This window comes from Aliiglaciecola lipolytica E3 (assembly GCF_000314975.1).
GTDB lineage: Bacteria > Pseudomonadota > Gammaproteobacteria > Enterobacterales > Alteromonadaceae > Aliiglaciecola > Aliiglaciecola lipolytica.
Genome location: NZ_BAEN01000038.1, coordinates 108,532 through 125,130, shown reverse-complemented (window position 1 = coordinate 125,130; position 16,599 = coordinate 108,532). Strand labels below are relative to the sequence as shown.

The following is a 16,599-nucleotide window of genomic DNA, read 5'->3' as shown; positions in this document are numbered from 1 at the left end:
AGGAATTGCTAAATACTATACAACGGAATAAACAACTTTGGGTGGTCAGTTTTGTGACAATTTCAGTGTCCAGTTTAGTGTGGCCACATCTCCCTAGTCCTTATCTGTTGCCAGTTTTTCTTGTCATTGCCTGGCTTACCACACGATATTCCAAAAATGCGCTATTTTTCTGCAAACTAAATGTGTCAGCAATGATATGCATTACATCCACTCTTTTTGCAATAGTGTGGATGGCGAGTGTAGGCCATTGGCGGGTTAATTGGCAACTATCAGAGCAAGATATTCGACAAATAAAGCAAGTAACAGGATCAATCGAAACTATTGTAAGTGATTTAGAAAATACTAAGTTCAATTTAGTGATTTCTTCTATTAATGGTAAAACAAGTTATACACAGCCGAGAGTAAGACTAAATTGGAAGTTGCCAGCTTGGCCATTGAAGCAGGGGCAGCGTGTTAACTTGTCGGTAAAACTAAAGCCGGTACATGGCCTCGCTAATGATGGTGGGTTTAATTATCAAAAGTGGTTAATTTCCAATAATATCGTAGCGACAGGGTATGTTTTAAATGATAGCGCTGAGTTACAGGAAAACAACGTTACTGTACGACAACGGCTAATCGATAAATTTAAATCAATCGAACTGCGCCATTCCAGTTGGATTGCAGCTATGACCTTTGGCGATCGTTCCGGATTAACTCAGCAAAATTGGCAAATGATGCAAACAACGGGCGTTGCTCATCTTGTGGCGATATCGGGATTGCACTTAGGCGTGGTAGCGTCGCTTTGTTATTTTATATTCACCCAGTTGTTACGTTTGTTTGGCCGTATAGTTACGTTACCCCAACGAGTTAACTATCAATATATCTCGCTTCTGATCACACTTATAGCGACGTTTTTTTATGCCTATATCGCGGGCTTTTCGTTACCGACTCTCAGAGCATGGATAATGTTAACACTTTGGGCATTAATGCTTTTTAGCAAACGATATATCACTTTTAAGTGGTTCATAATATTAAACATGTTTATTTTTATCCTAATTCAGCCAATGAGTTTACTCAGTGCGAGTTTTTGGTTGAGTTTTGGTGCAATCGCCTTTATTGCTGTCGTTTCATGGCTCTGGCCTGTAAACGTTGCCGATATACAGTCACACCGCGTTTTGAATCGCAGCATACAGGTAAGTAAATCGATTATTCGTTTGCAGCTAATGCTGAGTTTGTTGATGCTACCCGTGGTTGCCGTGTATTTTTCCATGGTGTCGGTAAGCTCTCCCATTGTGAATGTGATTGCAGTTCCTGTGGTGACGTTAATTATCGTCCCGTTGTGTCTGTTAGGCTGCTTTTCGTTATTGTTTAGTCAAAACTGGGCTGCATGGTTTTTTTCTTGGGTCGATCGTTTATTAGATTTTTGCTTGATAGGCTTGCATTATTTTCAGCAGCTAAGTTGGTCACGGTTCGAACTACCCGGTATGCCAATTATTGTTTGGTTCAGCGTTTTTATCGCAACGATTGCCGTTTTTGTGCCACTAAATCGACGAATTAAATTAACGGCAATCATTGGTCTCTTACCTTTCTTAAGCTATTTTTTACCATCCCAATCGACCTCTTGGAAACTGCATGTGTTGGATGTGGGGCAGGGCTTGTCAGTCTTGGTTGAACAAGATGGTAGGGCGCTATTGTACGATACAGGAGCAGCATTTCCGAGCCGCTTCAACATGTCCGAAGCGGTAATTTTACCACTCCTAAAGCATGAAAATATCAATCAACTCGACTGGATGGTAATAAGTCACTTTGATAATGATCATGCCGGTGGCTTACCGCAACTTTTGTCAGGAATTAATGTTGGCGCATTCTTATCAAATCAGGATATGTGTCATAACCAGCTGGTTATCAAATGGGAAAAACTGACGATTAGAGGGTTATGGCCGGAAATCGATCATCGCGGTAAGGGCAATGATTTTTCATGTGTATTACAGATATCTGATGGTATCCAATCGGTCATACTACCGGGCGATATCAGTAAGTATGTGGAAAAGCGATTAGTCACTGAGCTGGGAAACAAATTAAACACTGATATACTTGTTGCCGCCCATCACGGCAGCGACACATCGTCACTAGACTCTTTTATTCAAGCAACTTCGCCCCAATATGCTATTTTCAGTCAAGGGTATTTAAATCGATGGGACTTTCCTAAACAACAAGTTGTGAATCGATTTGTCAATCAAAAGGTCGAGCTTATGTCGACCGCTCAGTCGGGACAAATTACTTTTACGTTCTCTAGAAATGGGAAACCGATTAAAGTCAGTCGTTTTCGTCAAGACCCCATGCAAAGTTGGTTTAGTCGTTACCTATGGCCATGATAGTTTTTCGATTAAAGCGGCTTTTTGCGGATAAAATGCGAAAGGCAAATTTATGCAATTACTAGATTAATGTTAATATCAATTTTTATTGAAAAGATAATACAGTTACAATCAACAGGTTACCTAACGTATAAGTTGCACATTAATGAATTCAGCGCTTCCAACACAACCTCTTTTTAGACGATTTTTAGTTTATTTGAAGGAATTCAAATTAGCTTTTTTTATGGCGATTATCGGCATGATAGGCTATGCGGCAATTGATTCCTGGATTTTTTCTCAGTTGCAGCCGATTATCGATAACAGTTTAGGTAAGCAAAATTATGAAACCTTGCGCACGGCTGCATATTTCGTTGTCCCTATTTTTATTGCGAGAGGATTATTTAACTTTTTAGGTACCTATATCTTGTCTTGGATTGGCAGTAATATTGTCATGAAGATGCGCCAGCAACTGTTTGAAAAGTATATGTATTTACCGGTTTCTTTCCATGATAACAACGCCTCTGGTGGGTTAATTTCAAAAGTAATTTATGACACTGAGCAAGTATCTGGCGCTGGAAGTAAAGCCCTATTAACTTTGATTAGAGAGGGCGCATTTGTCATCGGTTTACTTGCGGTAATGTTTTATTATTCTTGGCAATTGTCATTGGTATTCATATTAATTGGACCGGTAGTCGCCATCATTGTTTCTATTGTGAGCAAACGTTTTCGTATTGTAAGTAAGAGTATTCAGCAAACAATGGGGAATTTGACCTCATCAGTTGAGCAGGTGATCAAAGGGCATAAAGTCGTTCTTATGTTCGGTGGTCAGCAGCAAGAGAAGTCACGTTTTAGGGAACGCAACAATCACAACCGTCAACAAAATATGAAATTAGTCGTTGCGCGCGTGTTGAGCGTATCTTCTATTCAAGTCTTAGCTTCCGTCGCCCTCGCTGTAGTGCTCTACATTTCAAGTCTGCCGAGTATGGTAGAGGGTTTAACCCCCGGAATTTTCACCACCGTGGTGGTTTGTATGACGATGTTATTGAAACCGCTAAAACAACTCACTACTGTCAACAGCGAGTTTCAAAAAGGTATGGCGGCTTGTGCTAGTGTTTTTGAAGTTTTGGATCGAGAAATTGAAATCGATAATGGGCAAGAACGGATTAATCGTCTAAAGGGAAAAATAGAATTTGATAATGTCACTTTTTACTATCCTGAAACTGAAACGCCAGCATTAAAAGATGTTTCATTCAGCGTGGGAGAAGGCCAAACTTATGCGTTAGTCGGTCGTTCAGGCAGTGGCAAATCTACAATATCCAGTTTATTAACGCGTTTTTACAATATCCAACAAGGCCAAATCAGGCTCGACGATATACCTATTGAAAATATAAAGCTCACTGATTTGCGCAAACAATTTGCCTTGGTATCGCAACATGTCACGTTATTTAATGACACGATTTTTAACAATATTGCGTATGCTTCTGAACAAGTTGATGAAGCCCGTGTATTGGAAGCGGCTAAAATTGCGCATGTACAAGAATTTGTCAATCAACTGCCAGAGGGTTTTAACACTATGGTAGGAGAAAATGGTCTGAAATTATCTGGTGGTCAACGTCAACGAATTGCAATTGCCCGCGCGATTTTATTGGATGCACCAATATTAATTTTGGATGAAGCTACCTCTGCTTTAGATACTGAATCTGAACGTCTAATCCAAGATGCGCTTGAAAAGCTACAGCAAGACAGAACCAGTATTGTAGTGGCGCATCGCTTATCTACAATTGAAAATGCTGATCAAATCATGGTAATCGAGCAAGGACAAATAATTGAGAAAGGTGATCACCAGACATTGCTTGCGCAGCAAGGCGCTTATTCTCAATTGCACAGTTTGCAATTTAGTGAAGGGAATAAATAGTAAGTGACCTTTATTGAAAAAGTATGGTTTGAAGAATCGCTGCTATACCGAATTGTAAAGTGGGTGTTTTTTCCCTTCACCTGTCTTTTTTGGCTGTTGTCTACTACACGCCGATTAGGCTACAAATTCGGCTGGCTTAAATCCCATAAAATTCCTGTGCCAATTGTTGTGGTTGGCAATATATCGGTCGGTGGAAACGGAAAAACCCCGCTCGTCGTATTTTTAGCAAACTGGTTGATAGAACAAGGCTATCGTCCTGGCATTCTTAGTCGAGGGTATGGTGGAAACGCTTCTTTTTATCCCGCCAGTGTAAACGCTCAAAGCGATGTAAGCCGAGTAGGAGACGAACCATTATTGATCAAGCAACGGGTATCTTGTCCTGTTGTCATCGACCCAAAACGTCCTCGTGGTGCCAAATATTTAGTTGAACAACATCAATGTGATATCGTAATTTGTGATGATGGATTACAGCACTACGCACTACATCGCGACATTGAAATAGTGGTGATTGATGGGGCCAGAAAACATGGTAATGGCTGGCTGTTACCAATGGGGCCATTACGAGAAAGCATCCATCGGCTGACAAAAGTTGATTTTGTAATCAACAATAGCGGAACACCAAGCGCATCAGAAATGTTGATGGAAATAATTCCAGGTGATTTAATTAATATAAAAAATCAACGTCTGACCAAACCTACAACAGAGGTTGAAGAAGCCGTTACGGCGATGGCAGCGATAGGAAATCCTCAACGATTTTTTACTTTATTGGAACGTCTTGTCGAGGTAAAACAGCAAATTTCATTTATTGATCACTATCAATTTAAAGTAGGCGATTTTCCCGAAGGGACAATAGTGATGACAGAAAAAGATGCTGTTAAATGTCGCGATATGGCAAAAGATAATTGGTGGTTTTTACCTATTCATGCAAAATTACCATTAGATTTTACACAACGTTTAAAGCAAAAATTAGACTCCATTAAAAGGATACAAAAATAAAATGGCATTTGATAAAAAATTACTGGAAATATTGGCCTGTCCAGTTTGCAAAGGTAAGTTGCAATATCAGCCAAAAGAGTCCGAGTTGATATGTCGTTTCGATCGTTTAGCCTATCCTATTAAAGATAACATTCCCGTCATGCTCGAAAATGAAGCACGAGAGTTGTCTCTAACAGATATAGAAAAATTGGATAAAGCGCCATTATGAAATTTACAGTCATTATTCCAGCCCGTTACGCCTCAACGCGTTTTCCCGGTAAACCGCTAGTTGAAATTTCCGGTAAACCTATGGTGCAACATGTTTATGAGCGTGCATTGGAAGCAGGCGCAACACGTGTAATAGTGGCTACCGATGATGCGCGAATTGCCAAAACGGTTACGGATTTTGGTGGTAATTATTGTATGACCGCTGCACATCATGAGTCTGGTACCGAAAGACTAGCTGAGGTAGTGGATGTCGAAGGGCTTTTGGCACATGAGTTAGTCGTTAATGTACAAGGTGATGAACCTTTTATTCCAGCTGCGAATATTCGTCAAGTTGCAGAGAATTTGTTTCAGTACAAAGATGCTGAGATGGCCACGCTAGGGGTGAGAATTTCTGACGTAGAAGACGCATTTAATCCCAATGTAGTGAAAGTAGTCACTGACAAAATGGGCTACGCACTGTATTTTTCTCGATCCGCAATCCCTTATGACCGTTCGCGTTTTATGGATGCCGATAGCATTGATGAAATTGGCGACTTTTATCTTCGCCATATTGGTATTTATGCGTATCGAGCAGGCTTTATTAAACAATATGTGAATATGGCGCCTTCTGGTTTAGAGCAAATCGAATCACTAGAGCAGTTGCGTGTTTTGTGGCATGGCGAACGTATTCATGTGGATGAAGCGCAAAAAGCGCCACCCACTGGAATTGATACACCTGAAGATCTTGAGAAACTTATTCAAACCCTAAAAGATGGAGAGTGATTATGCCAAATGCAGTGATAACCGGCGCTAATCGAGGAATTGGATTAGAATTAACGAAACAACTTTTAGCGAAAGGATGGGATGTTTACGCATTGTGCCGTCATAGTTCTGATGAACTAAACGAAAGTAATGCTAAAGTTGTGACCAAAGTCGATGTTGGTAACCCCGACGCGCTTCCCAATGCGTTGGCAAAAATCAAAGACGTTAAAATTGATTTATTAATTAATAACGCTGGCGTGTTAGGAAAAGATTCGATTGACGAATGGGACCCGCACACCATTGAACATCAGTTTAGAGTAAATGCATTGGGCCCCTTATTGGTTACACAAGTGTTACTCGAGCAACTTAAGAAGGGTGCTAAAGTCGCGCATATCACCAGCCGTATGGGTTCTTTAGCAGATAATGCTTCAGGCGGCTACTATGGTTACCGTATGTCAAAAGCTGCGCTTAATGCTGTGGGGGTTTCCATGGCCAATGACTTAAAAGAACGCGGGATTGCCGTGGCACTTTTGCATCCAGGTTATGTACAAACTGAAATGGTCAGCTACGGTGGGGACATTTCAGCTGAAGATGCGGCTTCGCGTTTACTTGATCGAATTGAAGACCTGAATTTGAATAATACCGGTAGTTTTTGGCATTCCAATGGAGAGATTCTACCTTGGTAATTTATCGCAATTGGGTTTCAGAACCAGTAACAATGTTATTTTTTAAGGATAGAGGATCATTGTTAGCATAATCTGCAAGTTCATGCTTATTTTGCTCTTTGGAGTTTCACTTTCCATAGGGCAATTTGCGCAAGCTAAAGAAACGGTTTATGTGGCTGTTGCGAGTAATTTTTTAACTACATTTAAGCAACTGCAAATTGCCTTTGAACAAACTCATCAAAGCCAACTAATCGTTAGCGCTGGCTCAACAGGCAAGTTGTACGCACAGATTACTCATGGTGCGCCATATGACCTGTTTTTTTCAGCTGATGATGTTCGTCCTCAACAATTGCAGAAACAAGGTTTTACGCATAAAAACAAAGCGTTTACCTATGCTTTTGGCCGCCTTGCGGTTTACCACCCAGCAGTTGATTCGTCACAGTTTTGTGTAAAATTGCTATCCAACAACGACGTAAAATATATTGCCATAGCCAATCCTAAAATTGCGCCTTATGGAGAGGCGGCAAAAGACTGGATGACTAGCAAACAAATTTGGCAATCGCTCAAGAATAAAATTGTGATGGGGGAAAATGTGAATCAAGCATTGCAATTTGTTGAAACAGGTAATGCACAAATGGGTTTTATTGCTATGTCTATGACCGGCAATTTGCCCACACATTCGTTTACAGAGTTAGACGACAACAACTATCAAGCCATTCGTCAACAAGCGGTACTTATCACAAATAAACCCGAAGCAGCTAAGTTTGTGGCTTTTCTATCAACGCAATCGGCGCGCGATATTATCCTGAAAAGTGGTTATATTCTGCCATGATGTTGAGCCAATCAGATCTACTCGCCTTGTGGTTGACCATAAAACTAGCTCTTATCTCAACTGTTTTATTGTTATTAATTGGCTTACCGCTTAGTTATTGGTTAGCAAAATCACAATGGCGTTTTAAATTTTTTTTTGAAGCGTTAGTCGCGTTACCATTAGTACTGCCACCGACCGTGCTGGGCTTTTATTTATTGTTATTAATGAGTCCAGATGGCGTATTAGGTAAAATATCCACAGCGTTAGGTGCAGGTAATTTGGCTTTTAGTTTTACGGGGTTAATAATCGGCTCATGTGTTTATTCGCTGCCATTTGTGGTTCAACCATTGCAAACCGCATTTGCAGGTCTATCGATAAGACCATTAGAAGTCGCCTCGACTTTGGGGGCTTCAAAATCAGAGCGATTATTTAGCGTTATCATCCCTATAATCAGACCGGGTTTAATTAGCGCTGCCGTATTAGGTTTTGCCCATACCCTAGGGGAGTTTGGCGTGGTTTTGATGATTGGTGGAAATATCCCCGGTCAAACTCAAGTGGTCTCAATTGCAATTTATGAACACGTCGAATCTTTGCAATATCAACAAGCTCATTGGTTGGCGGCAACCTTATTAATATTTTCCTTTGTCTTACTATTATCTGTTTATGCCTCCAATAAACGATTTATGTTGGTGAATAAATGAGCTTGTTGGTCCGCTTTACAAAACAAGTTGGTGATAAGCATGTCGACAAGGCAAACATCAAGCTTGATGTAGAAATTAACAGCAGAGGTGTCACTGCGGTATTTGGCCCGTCCGGTGCGGGTAAAACCACGTTATTACGCGTTATTGCTGGTTTAGAAAAGCTGCCTGATGCTAAGGTGAAATTCAATCATCAGGTTTGGCAAGATGCAGATACTTTTATTGCCCCTGAACATCGCCATATCGGCATGGTGTTTCAACATCCTAGTTTGTTCGAACACTTGAATGTAGAACAGAATATTTATTTTAGTGAAAAGCTAAAAGCCAATAGAAATCGTAAGAAACACATTGATATTTCTCAAATTATCACTTTGCTACAGCTTACTCCGTTACTAAAACGCACACCCAATACCTTGTCTGGTGGAGAGCAGCAACGGGTTGCGATTGCACGCGCATTAGCGACTCAGCCCGACTTGTTGTTAATGGATGAACCATTATCTGCATTAGATGAAAAATTAAAAAGCGAGTTTTTAGCTTATCTAGAGAAATTATTAATTCAATTATCCATTCCTGTGGTATACGTAAGTCATTCAAAAGCAGAACTAGCTCGGCTTTCAAGCCAAGTTGTTTTGATTAATCGTGGCGAGGTTGTGGGGCAAGGGCCAAGTGCAAATGTGTTAACCGACCTTAATCAACCATTAATGTTGAGTTCAGACCTTCAAACCGTTTTGCACGGCGAAGTTAAAGCATTTGATACGCAAAACCAGGTAGCTGAAATTGATACTGATGCAGGACCACTTTATCTAAGTCAAATTAGTAATAGCGTTGGTGAGCATTTAAAGGTCGTGATTCACGCGAAAGACGTCAGTGTCGCTTTGTCGAATGCCCAAGATACGAGCATATTGAACATACTTCCTGCAACGGTTGAAGAGTTTAAATTCACAGAAAATGCAAGTGTCATTCTCAAATTGAGAGTAGGGCGCAGATTTATTCTCAGTCAAATAACCCAAAAATCTTTTAACCAGTTGAAAATTGTTAAACAACTTCCATTATTTGCGCAAATAAAAGCGGTTGTATTAGCGGAAATTCACGTTTGAATTTCCGCTTTTTAGTTTGAGCCGTTTACACTGTTCGAGTGGCTAGTGCTGGCGGAATGTTGGCTGCTTTTTTAGCTGGACCAAATACCGCTATTTGCCCGACAAGCCAAAGCACTAACATGCCTGCGGGTACAAAATACCAATCCAATGCATTGAGACTAAAAATATTAACCAGAAGCATATTTAAGCCCACTGTAAGAACTGCTCCTAACAATACTCCTACTGTACTAATTAGAAAATTCTCAAGCATAAAGTAGCGAACTATTGCCTGTTGGCTCGCACCCAAGGCTCTTCTGGTGCCAATTTGTTTTTTACGACGATTAACACTGAAACTGGCTAAGCCAACAATACCTAGACCGGTAACTATGGTTAAGATAATCATAGTGGTTGAGAGTATTTTAATCATTGCCGTATCTGCACGGTAACTGCGTTCTCGGGTTTCTTGTACGGTACGCATCCCGCGGATAATGCGTTGCTTGTTTGAAGAAGCTAGGGCTTCCTCAATAATCGGCATAATCGCATCTCTTTGACCGGGTTGAGCACGTATATAATAGCGATTAGATTCGAACTCGGTGATTTCTGGTGTCAGCACTGTATGTTCTAAATCATCCCAACCTACCCAAGGTGCTTGAATTTTGTCTACAATACCTTTAACTATCATGGGTTCGTTTTGTTGAATATAGATGGTTTTACCAACCACATCTTGGTAGCCAATATCAGGAAATAATGACTCTGCCAATACTTTGGTTATGATGACATTGTCTGGCCAATCTCTAACCCCGGCTGGACGCCAACGTACATCGCCAGCAGCAAAATTTTCGCCTGCAATGACCTCAAGATCCAACGCGTTTATACCATGTTCATCAACCATATAAATGGCTGCGCCTTCAGTTTCTTTTTCTTCACCCGGTTCGGTTTGAAAGCTCATTGACCAACCACCTCCACTGACGGGGATAGCATTGATTTGAATTGCATCTAATACGCCCGCTGTACTTCGAATTAACTCTAAATCGTTTGTGGCGGTGCTCTTAGGATCAAAATTTGAACCAAAGCCCGTGGTGGTTAGATAAAAACTATTGATCTCGTCAATGCCACTTTCTCTTTCTATTTTTGTTGCACGCTCCAAGATGATAAAAATTGAATTAACCACAATCGTCATTGTAACGGCGATTTGTATAGCGATTAAAATAGCGCCGACTTTATTACGCATCAAAGCGCGAAATATCGGACCAATTTCCCATTGATTTGAACTCATACAATTCTCCTTATTGACTTTTTAACTGGCTAGCGGGAGCGATATTGCAAGCTCGCCAAGTCGGATACATACCGGCTAAAATACTCGATACTAAGGCAAGTAATATCGCGCTCGCCATCATAGTGAAATCTAACCCGACTAAATTTTGCACGAATTCTCCATACAGAGATTTAATGCCTTCAAGTCCGAGAAATGCTAAACCTAAGCCAAGTATTCCGCCTGCCACTCCAATACAAGCTGTTTCAACAAGATGTTGAATAAATAAGTCAGTCTTTGAAGCGCCAACAGCTCGACGTAGGCCAATTTCTGATGCTTTACCGGTAAATTTAGCAAGCAATAAACCAATGGTATTGAGCAGACAAACCAATAAAAACATAAAAGACACCCACATCATAATCTGCGCGTCATCGGCAACGACTTCCTCAATTTCCATCCATTCCATCACATTTGAAAGGCGATTATTAAGAGGACGTGCAAAGCGGCCTAACGCTTTTTGTTCATTAACATAGTTGTTAAGAAAATCCATGTACTGGTCTTTTTCGTTCTGATCCCTCAGCTCTACCCACATTTGATAATTAACGCATTCTGATTGTAAAAATGCGATAAAACCTTCGCCTTCTGGGCTTTTCCAACAATTGGTATTTCCACCGTTACTTAATTCCAATTCTTGTTTCATGTAAAAAGGCATAAAGACTTCTTCGGTCTCATCAAAAGCTCCGGTTGTTACATCATAGAAGCGTGGCACTAGAACCCAATCATCTAACACACCAACGACACGGAAATTTTCACCTACGATACGAATGGTGCGACCAACTGAGTTTTCACCGCCAAAAACGCGCTCATTGGTCGCTTTACTGATAACTACCACGTAATCTCGATTGGTATCATTATTTTCAGACCAGCCGTTACCGAATAAAAAGGGGGCATCAAACATTGGGAAAAAGTCTGAAAATGCTAATCGAATACTGGCCATAAATGGTTTGTCATCTTGCCCCGTTGGCTCAATCACTCCACCTGTTGACGCCATTGCCGTTTGACGAAAAGCCTGCTTGGCTTGCATTAAATTAGTGGCTTCGGTCCAGGTAATTTGATCCGGTGGTTCATTAGGTTCTCTGGCAGGTTCAAATTGAGACCAACTATCTAACTGCACATAAAAAAGCTGCTCGCTTTTATGCGGAATAGGGTTGGCTGACATTAAGTAATTCACTGTCACCGTCGTCATACTTGCGCCAATGCCAAGACCGATAGCAGTGATCATTAATGCACTTAAAATAGGATTTCGTTTGATACTTTTAAAAGCTAATCGAAGATAATAAGTAAACATTATCTACCCCTTATCCATTTGCCGCTTGATGCAAATTTATTTCATTTATATCTGTCAGCTCGCTAAGTTCACTGACCCGACCATCACGTACATAAATATTACGTTTTGCTTGCGTGGCTAAATGCTGATCGTGGGTAACCATGACTATGGTGGTTCCCTGATCATTTATTTGTTTAAGTAACTCCAACACACTTAACGCCATCTTTGAGTCAAGGTTTCCGGTTGGCTCATCAGCTAATAAAAACCGAGGGTTACCAGCTAATGCTCTGGCAATCGCAACGCGTTGTTGCTGACCACCAGATAATTGCGAAGGTAGGTGCTTCATACGGTTAGCTAAACCGACTAATTCTAAACTTTCTTCTATACGTTTTTTACGCTCTGCTCCTTTGAATCCGCGATAGCGTAACGGTACATCGACATTATCAAAAAGATTTAGATCTGGAATAAGATTGAAGCTTTGAAAAATAAAGCCAATTTTTTCGTTGCGTAACTGGCTACGTTTTTTATCGTTTAAGCGACTGACATCTTGTCCATCCAGCTCGTATTTCCCGCCTTCGAAGGTTTCCAGCAAGCCAGCAATATTTAGAAAGGTTGTTTTACCTGATCCTGACGGTCCGGTAACGGCAACAAATTCACCTTCATCAACTTGCAAGTTAAAATCTCGTAATGCGTGGGTTTCAACTAAATCGGTACGAAATATTTTTTTCACTTCTGTCATCGTTAACATGTGTGTTTCCTTTTATTTTTTAGTGTGAGTGGGAAGGCAAATTAATTGGTGATTAAAATGCGATCCGCTCCATTAAATTGGTCGGTACCTGAAATGATGATGGTGTCTCCAGCTTTTAGGCCATCCATTATTTCAACACTTGAAAGACTTCTAATACCGGTGGAAATGGTGGTCTTTTCGGCGATGGAGTCTTTGACTAAATAGGCGATTCGTCCGCTGCCGCTATCTAAAAACTGGCCACGTTGCACCATTAATACGTTTTCTTTACTTTCCATTAGAATGCGGGTGGTTAAGCGCTGATTCTGGCGCAGCCCCTGTGGCTGCTCTATGCTTTCGCCCGCTAAGTTATGGGTGGCAAAACGCACTCTTCCGTTCACTTGATTGTTCTCAATTTCAGGTGAGATAGTGACGAGAGTGGCTAAGTGCGTTTCGCCATTGAGGCTTATTTCGGCATGCATGCCAATGGCTAAATCGTCGGCATAACTTTCTGGGATATCGACTTCTAATTCAAATTCAGAAAGATCCACCACACTTAATATGGGCTGGTTCTGGGTGACTTGGTTTTTTTGTTGCACTGCTAAATTACCCACAATGCCATTTACCGGAGATCGCATCGTTAACTCATCAACTTTGCGGGTTAATTCGGCTACCAATAATGCCTGTCTTTCTACTTGAAACTCTTTTGTTTGAATTTCGAAGGCTAGGCTTTCCTGATTAAGCTCTGCATCGCGTACGGCATGTTGGTGCACGAGTTTGGCATTTTGTAAATCATCTTGTGCTTTTTCAAAATCGATCTGGCTAATGGAATGTGTCGCAAAAGCTTTATCCGCGCGGCGTTTTTCTCGATCCGCTGCGGTTAATGAGACTAACGCAAGATCCACTGCTTTTTGGTTTTCTAATGCCTGTTTTTTAGCTTGAATTTTTTCTCGATCCAGTTCCATTTGTGAACGTTGTAAACTGGATTCCTCTTGTTTAAGTTCATTGGTCAAAGCTGGACTATCTATCTCTGCTAAAACCTGACCAATCGTTACTGAATCACCTGCATCCACCTTAAAGGTGATAGTCCCTTGTGCAGGGCTGTATAATCTGGGGCTTACTGATGCTACTACTCGACCCTGTACAGATAAATCTCGGACTAAATCGCCTTTTTGTACCGTGCCTAAGCGAAGTCTTTGCGCTGATATGGAAAGATCTGAACTGGACCAGTTACTAAAAGCAGGTGCGAGAGTGAAATAGCAGATAATGAGAGTAATACATATAAGAACAACTATGATGAGTGGTTTTTTATTATTGTTTTTGGCCAGAACAACATCTTGTGCGCTGGTGTCTTGAATTTTCATGGCGTTTTCTCTGAAATTATTAGAACAATCAGAGAGTAAGTCGAAGTGAAAGTTGAAAAGGTTTAAATAAAAATAAAATAAATTTTTAAAATGTGGATTTGCTTGTACTGCAAATACGTAAACGGCGCTCAAAACTGTGAACGCCGTTTATATCAGCTTCGTTAAATATTAACGATTGCGGCCCATTTTATCGTGACTGCTAACCCAATGACCGGCGATTACTGCACAAGCGAGCGAAATATCACCCGCCAGAACTGTGGCGGCGACTATTTCAGCAAACTTATTGGCTTTATCTTTACCAACACACCCTAATAACTGTAAACATTCGTTTTGCGTTGGCAGACCAGTGCCACCGCCAAATGTCGCTACAATTAGCGAAGGTAAAGTCACCGCCAAATAAAAGTCCCCGTTATCTAATAGTTGATGGGATAACATTCCCGCATGAGATTCGACCACATTAGCCTCATCTTGTCCGGTTGCAATATAAAGTGACGCTATACCATTGGCGGAGTGGGGACCATTGTATGCAGCACCCGCCATCAATGCCCCTGTGTTGGCTAATGTAGTTGCTCCTGCTAACATTTTTGTGTCTACTTTCATCACCCGAGCCAATACTTCTTTTTTCAACACAATTTCGGCGATGACTCGCTTGCCTCGTGAATGCAGCATGTTTAGATGAGAGTGCTTTTTGTCGGTATCCATATTGCCCGATAATAGATACATACATGGGATAGGGGAGTTGGCTTTAATCCATTCACAGGCCACCAGCGTGGCTTTGCCCACCATATTTTGTCCGGCTGCATCGCCAGTTGTGTAATTAAATCGCAAATATCGGGTTTTAGCGACCGACCATTGTTGAATATGTTCTAGTTTACCAACACTGGTCGTGGTTTCAGAAATTGCTTTAATTTGTTCAAAGTTTTGCTCAACCCATTCGCCAAAATCACGGGCTTGTCTTGCATCTTCGAATATAAATGCCGGTGCGCGTTGCATCCAACCTTCCACCACAGTGGTTTTAACTCCACCACATTCATTTATAACACGCATCCCTCTGCTGTAACTGGCGACTAATGTACCTTCGGTGGTTGCAAGCGGTATGTAAAACTGTCCTTTAGCATGTTCACCATTAATCTGAACTGGCCCGGCGATACCCACAGGCATTTGCACAATACCAATAAAGTTTTCAATATTACCCGGTAAAATCGCCGGATCTATGCTGTATTCACCAGTGTATTTTAAATCTGTCCCAGTCTTTTGTTTTAGAAACTCGCGTCGAGTTTTTGCCATTTCAACAGTATGGTCATTCTCCGAACTACGTGGGATACGAGTATCGTCAGTCATAGGGGATATCCTTTTTATTACATTCAGGTTAGTTATTTATTTTAGATTATTAATTAATACACGCCTGAGAGTGGATCACAATCTATTTGTTGGCTTTTTTGTAAATAAATTGTAAAGCTAGTTGGGTGGTAGATTTTTAGTTTTGAAGGTGAGTTTGTTATTGGTGTCTCGGCTTGAACGAATGATGTCGTCCGAATATACAGTGGATTGTTGTTTTGCAAGTCGGTCGTATAAAACCACATTGACCGATGCAGCGAGGTTCATACAGCCAACAGTAGGTACATAGACAACGTCATCGCATTGGTTCAATACGTGTTGCGGAATAGAACCGTCTTCTGGGCCGAACACGTAGATAGCGTTTTCAGGATGTTGAAAGTGCGGTAGAGGAGTGGCCCCTTCAACGAGTTCAAATGCGATTTTTCGGAAACCTGATGGTAAGTCTTCAAAAATATTATCTATATTTGTAAGTGGTATATGTGCATTAACGTTTTTGGTGTCTGTCGCAAAACTTTTAGCACGCTCATAGCGTTTCCCAGTATAAACGATCGATTGTGCTGAATAACACCCTGCAGCTCTCAATACCGCGCCGACATTGCTCGGGCTTTTGGGGTTTATTAAGCCGACAATATAATGATTAGATTGATGTTTTTGTGAAGAATTTTGCATTTTGGATTAGCGCGAATTAAGAGTTTAGACTAGGATACGATAGATTAGATCAGAAAACACCTTGGAGTGATTTGATGAGATTTACTGTTTTTATTCAAGCTTTAGATTTAGGTCAATGTAAAGATCAAATACAACGTCAGGCGCTATTCGATATCGCTCTGATGTTTGTGATGATAGATGGGATAATTGAAGAGCAAGAACGTACCTACATGCAAGGTTGGTTAAGCAATCTGGAATGGTCGAACGAAACCGACAAACTAGATTACTATTTCGCTGTAGAAAAGAAAGTAATGGATGCGATCGCCATGAAGGAGGTTGAGGATTATCTAGCGCACCGCGCTGCACTGTTAACTGATCCATGGATGAAAGAGCAAGCGATGCAGTTAGCAGAAGATATTTCTCATGCAGATGGCAATTTGGATGATTCTGAAAAAGCCGCACTAGACTTTTTATTGGTTAAATTAATCGATAAACGTTAATAAC

16 protein-coding genes are annotated in these 16,599 nt (G+C 40.9%); 10 read left to right on the top strand and 6 right to left on the bottom strand.

Translation table 11 applies throughout. The annotated features are described in order from the left end of the window. Window positions 1-53 precede the first annotated feature (53 nt). The 9 genes from GLIP_RS09790 to modC all read left to right on the top strand — a co-directional run bounded on the left by GLIP_RS09790 (window position 54) and on the right by modC (window position 9,463). Window positions 54-2,354: a DNA internalization-related competence protein ComEC/Rec2 gene (locus tag GLIP_RS09790; RefSeq protein WP_008844457.1), complete on the top strand. Its 2,301-nt coding sequence runs from the start codon at window positions 54-56 to the stop codon at window positions 2,352-2,354. Between the two features lie 145 nt (window positions 2,355-2,499). Then, window positions 2,500-4,248 (top strand): lipid A export permease/ATP-binding protein MsbA, encoded by a 1,749-nt coding sequence (gene msbA, locus GLIP_RS09785; protein ID WP_008844456.1) that lies wholly within the window; start codon window positions 2,500-2,502, stop codon window positions 4,246-4,248. 3 nt (window positions 4,249-4,251) lie between these two features. Beyond that, on the top strand, window positions 4,252-5,244 hold the full coding sequence (gene lpxK / locus GLIP_RS09780) for a tetraacyldisaccharide 4'-kinase (protein ID WP_008844455.1): 993 nt from the start codon (window positions 4,252-4,254) through the stop codon (window positions 5,242-5,244). A gap of 1 nt (window position 5,245) precedes the next feature. Continuing rightward, window positions 5,246-5,452, top strand: a complete 207-nt coding sequence (locus tag GLIP_RS09775; protein WP_008844454.1) for a Trm112 family protein — start codon at window positions 5,246-5,248, stop codon at window positions 5,450-5,452. Next, on the top strand, window positions 5,449-6,213 hold the full coding sequence (gene kdsB / locus GLIP_RS09770; protein ID WP_008844453.1) for a 3-deoxy-manno-octulosonate cytidylyltransferase: 765 nt from the start codon (window positions 5,449-5,451) through the stop codon (window positions 6,211-6,213). Before GLIP_RS09775 ends, kdsB begins: the two co-directional genes overlap by 4 nt. Before the next feature lie 2 nt (window positions 6,214-6,215). Then, window positions 6,216-6,878 carry an SDR family oxidoreductase gene (locus tag GLIP_RS09765; RefSeq protein ID WP_008844452.1) on the top strand — a complete coding sequence of 221 codons (663 nt, stop codon included), beginning with the start codon at window positions 6,216-6,218 and terminating at the stop codon, window positions 6,876-6,878. Window positions 6,879-6,960: 82 nt separating this feature from the next. After that, window positions 6,961-7,689, top strand: a complete 729-nt coding sequence (modA, locus tag GLIP_RS09760) for a molybdate ABC transporter substrate-binding protein (protein ID WP_008844451.1) — start codon at window positions 6,961-6,963, stop codon at window positions 7,687-7,689. Next, entirely contained in the window at window positions 7,686-8,369 is a 684-nt protein-coding gene (modB, locus tag GLIP_RS09755; protein ID WP_008844450.1) for a molybdate ABC transporter permease subunit, read from the top strand. The genes modA and modB overlap by 4 nt, the downstream gene beginning before the upstream one ends. Continuing rightward, complete coding sequence (modC, locus tag GLIP_RS09750) at window positions 8,366-9,463, top strand: molybdenum ABC transporter ATP-binding protein (protein WP_008844449.1); 1,098 nt, start codon at window positions 8,366-8,368, stop codon at window positions 9,461-9,463. Before modB ends, modC begins: the two co-directional genes overlap by 4 nt. A gap of 25 nt (window positions 9,464-9,488) precedes the next feature. Here the strand turns inward: modC and GLIP_RS09745 are convergent, their stop codons facing one another. From GLIP_RS09745 to GLIP_RS09720, 6 genes are all read right to left on the bottom strand, one after another. Continuing rightward, window positions 9,489-10,718: an ABC transporter permease gene (locus GLIP_RS09745; RefSeq protein WP_008844448.1), complete on the bottom strand. Its 1,230-nt coding sequence runs from the start codon at window positions 10,716-10,718 to the stop codon at window positions 9,489-9,491. Window positions 10,719-10,728: 10 nt separating this feature from the next. Continuing rightward, on the bottom strand, window positions 10,729-12,042 hold the full coding sequence (locus GLIP_RS09740) for an ABC transporter permease (protein WP_008844447.1): 1,314 nt from the start codon (window positions 12,040-12,042) through the stop codon (window positions 10,729-10,731). Window positions 12,043-12,052: 10 nt separating this feature from the next. After that, entirely contained in the window at window positions 12,053-12,769 is a 717-nt protein-coding gene (locus GLIP_RS09735) for an ABC transporter ATP-binding protein (RefSeq protein WP_008844446.1), read from the bottom strand. Window positions 12,770-12,810: 41 nt separating this feature from the next. Further along, on the bottom strand, window positions 12,811-14,109 hold the full coding sequence (locus GLIP_RS09730; RefSeq protein WP_040522585.1) for an efflux RND transporter periplasmic adaptor subunit: 1,299 nt from the start codon (window positions 14,107-14,109) through the stop codon (window positions 12,811-12,813). Between the two features lie 168 nt (window positions 14,110-14,277). Beyond that, complete coding sequence (locus GLIP_RS09725) at window positions 14,278-15,450, bottom strand: hydroxymethylglutaryl-CoA reductase (RefSeq protein ID WP_008844444.1); 1,173 nt, start codon at window positions 15,448-15,450, stop codon at window positions 14,278-14,280. 117 nt (window positions 15,451-15,567) lie between these two features. After that, entirely contained in the window at window positions 15,568-16,116 is a 549-nt protein-coding gene (locus GLIP_RS09720) for an RNA methyltransferase (RefSeq protein ID WP_008844443.1), read from the bottom strand. Between the two features lie 74 nt (window positions 16,117-16,190). Between GLIP_RS09720 and GLIP_RS09715 the strand changes: the two genes are divergently transcribed. Next, the gene (locus tag GLIP_RS09715; protein WP_008844442.1) at window positions 16,191-16,595 is read left to right on the top strand and encodes a tellurite resistance TerB family protein; all 405 of its coding nucleotides are present in this window, start codon (window positions 16,191-16,193) and stop codon (window positions 16,593-16,595) included. Window positions 16,596-16,599 lie beyond the last annotated feature (4 nt).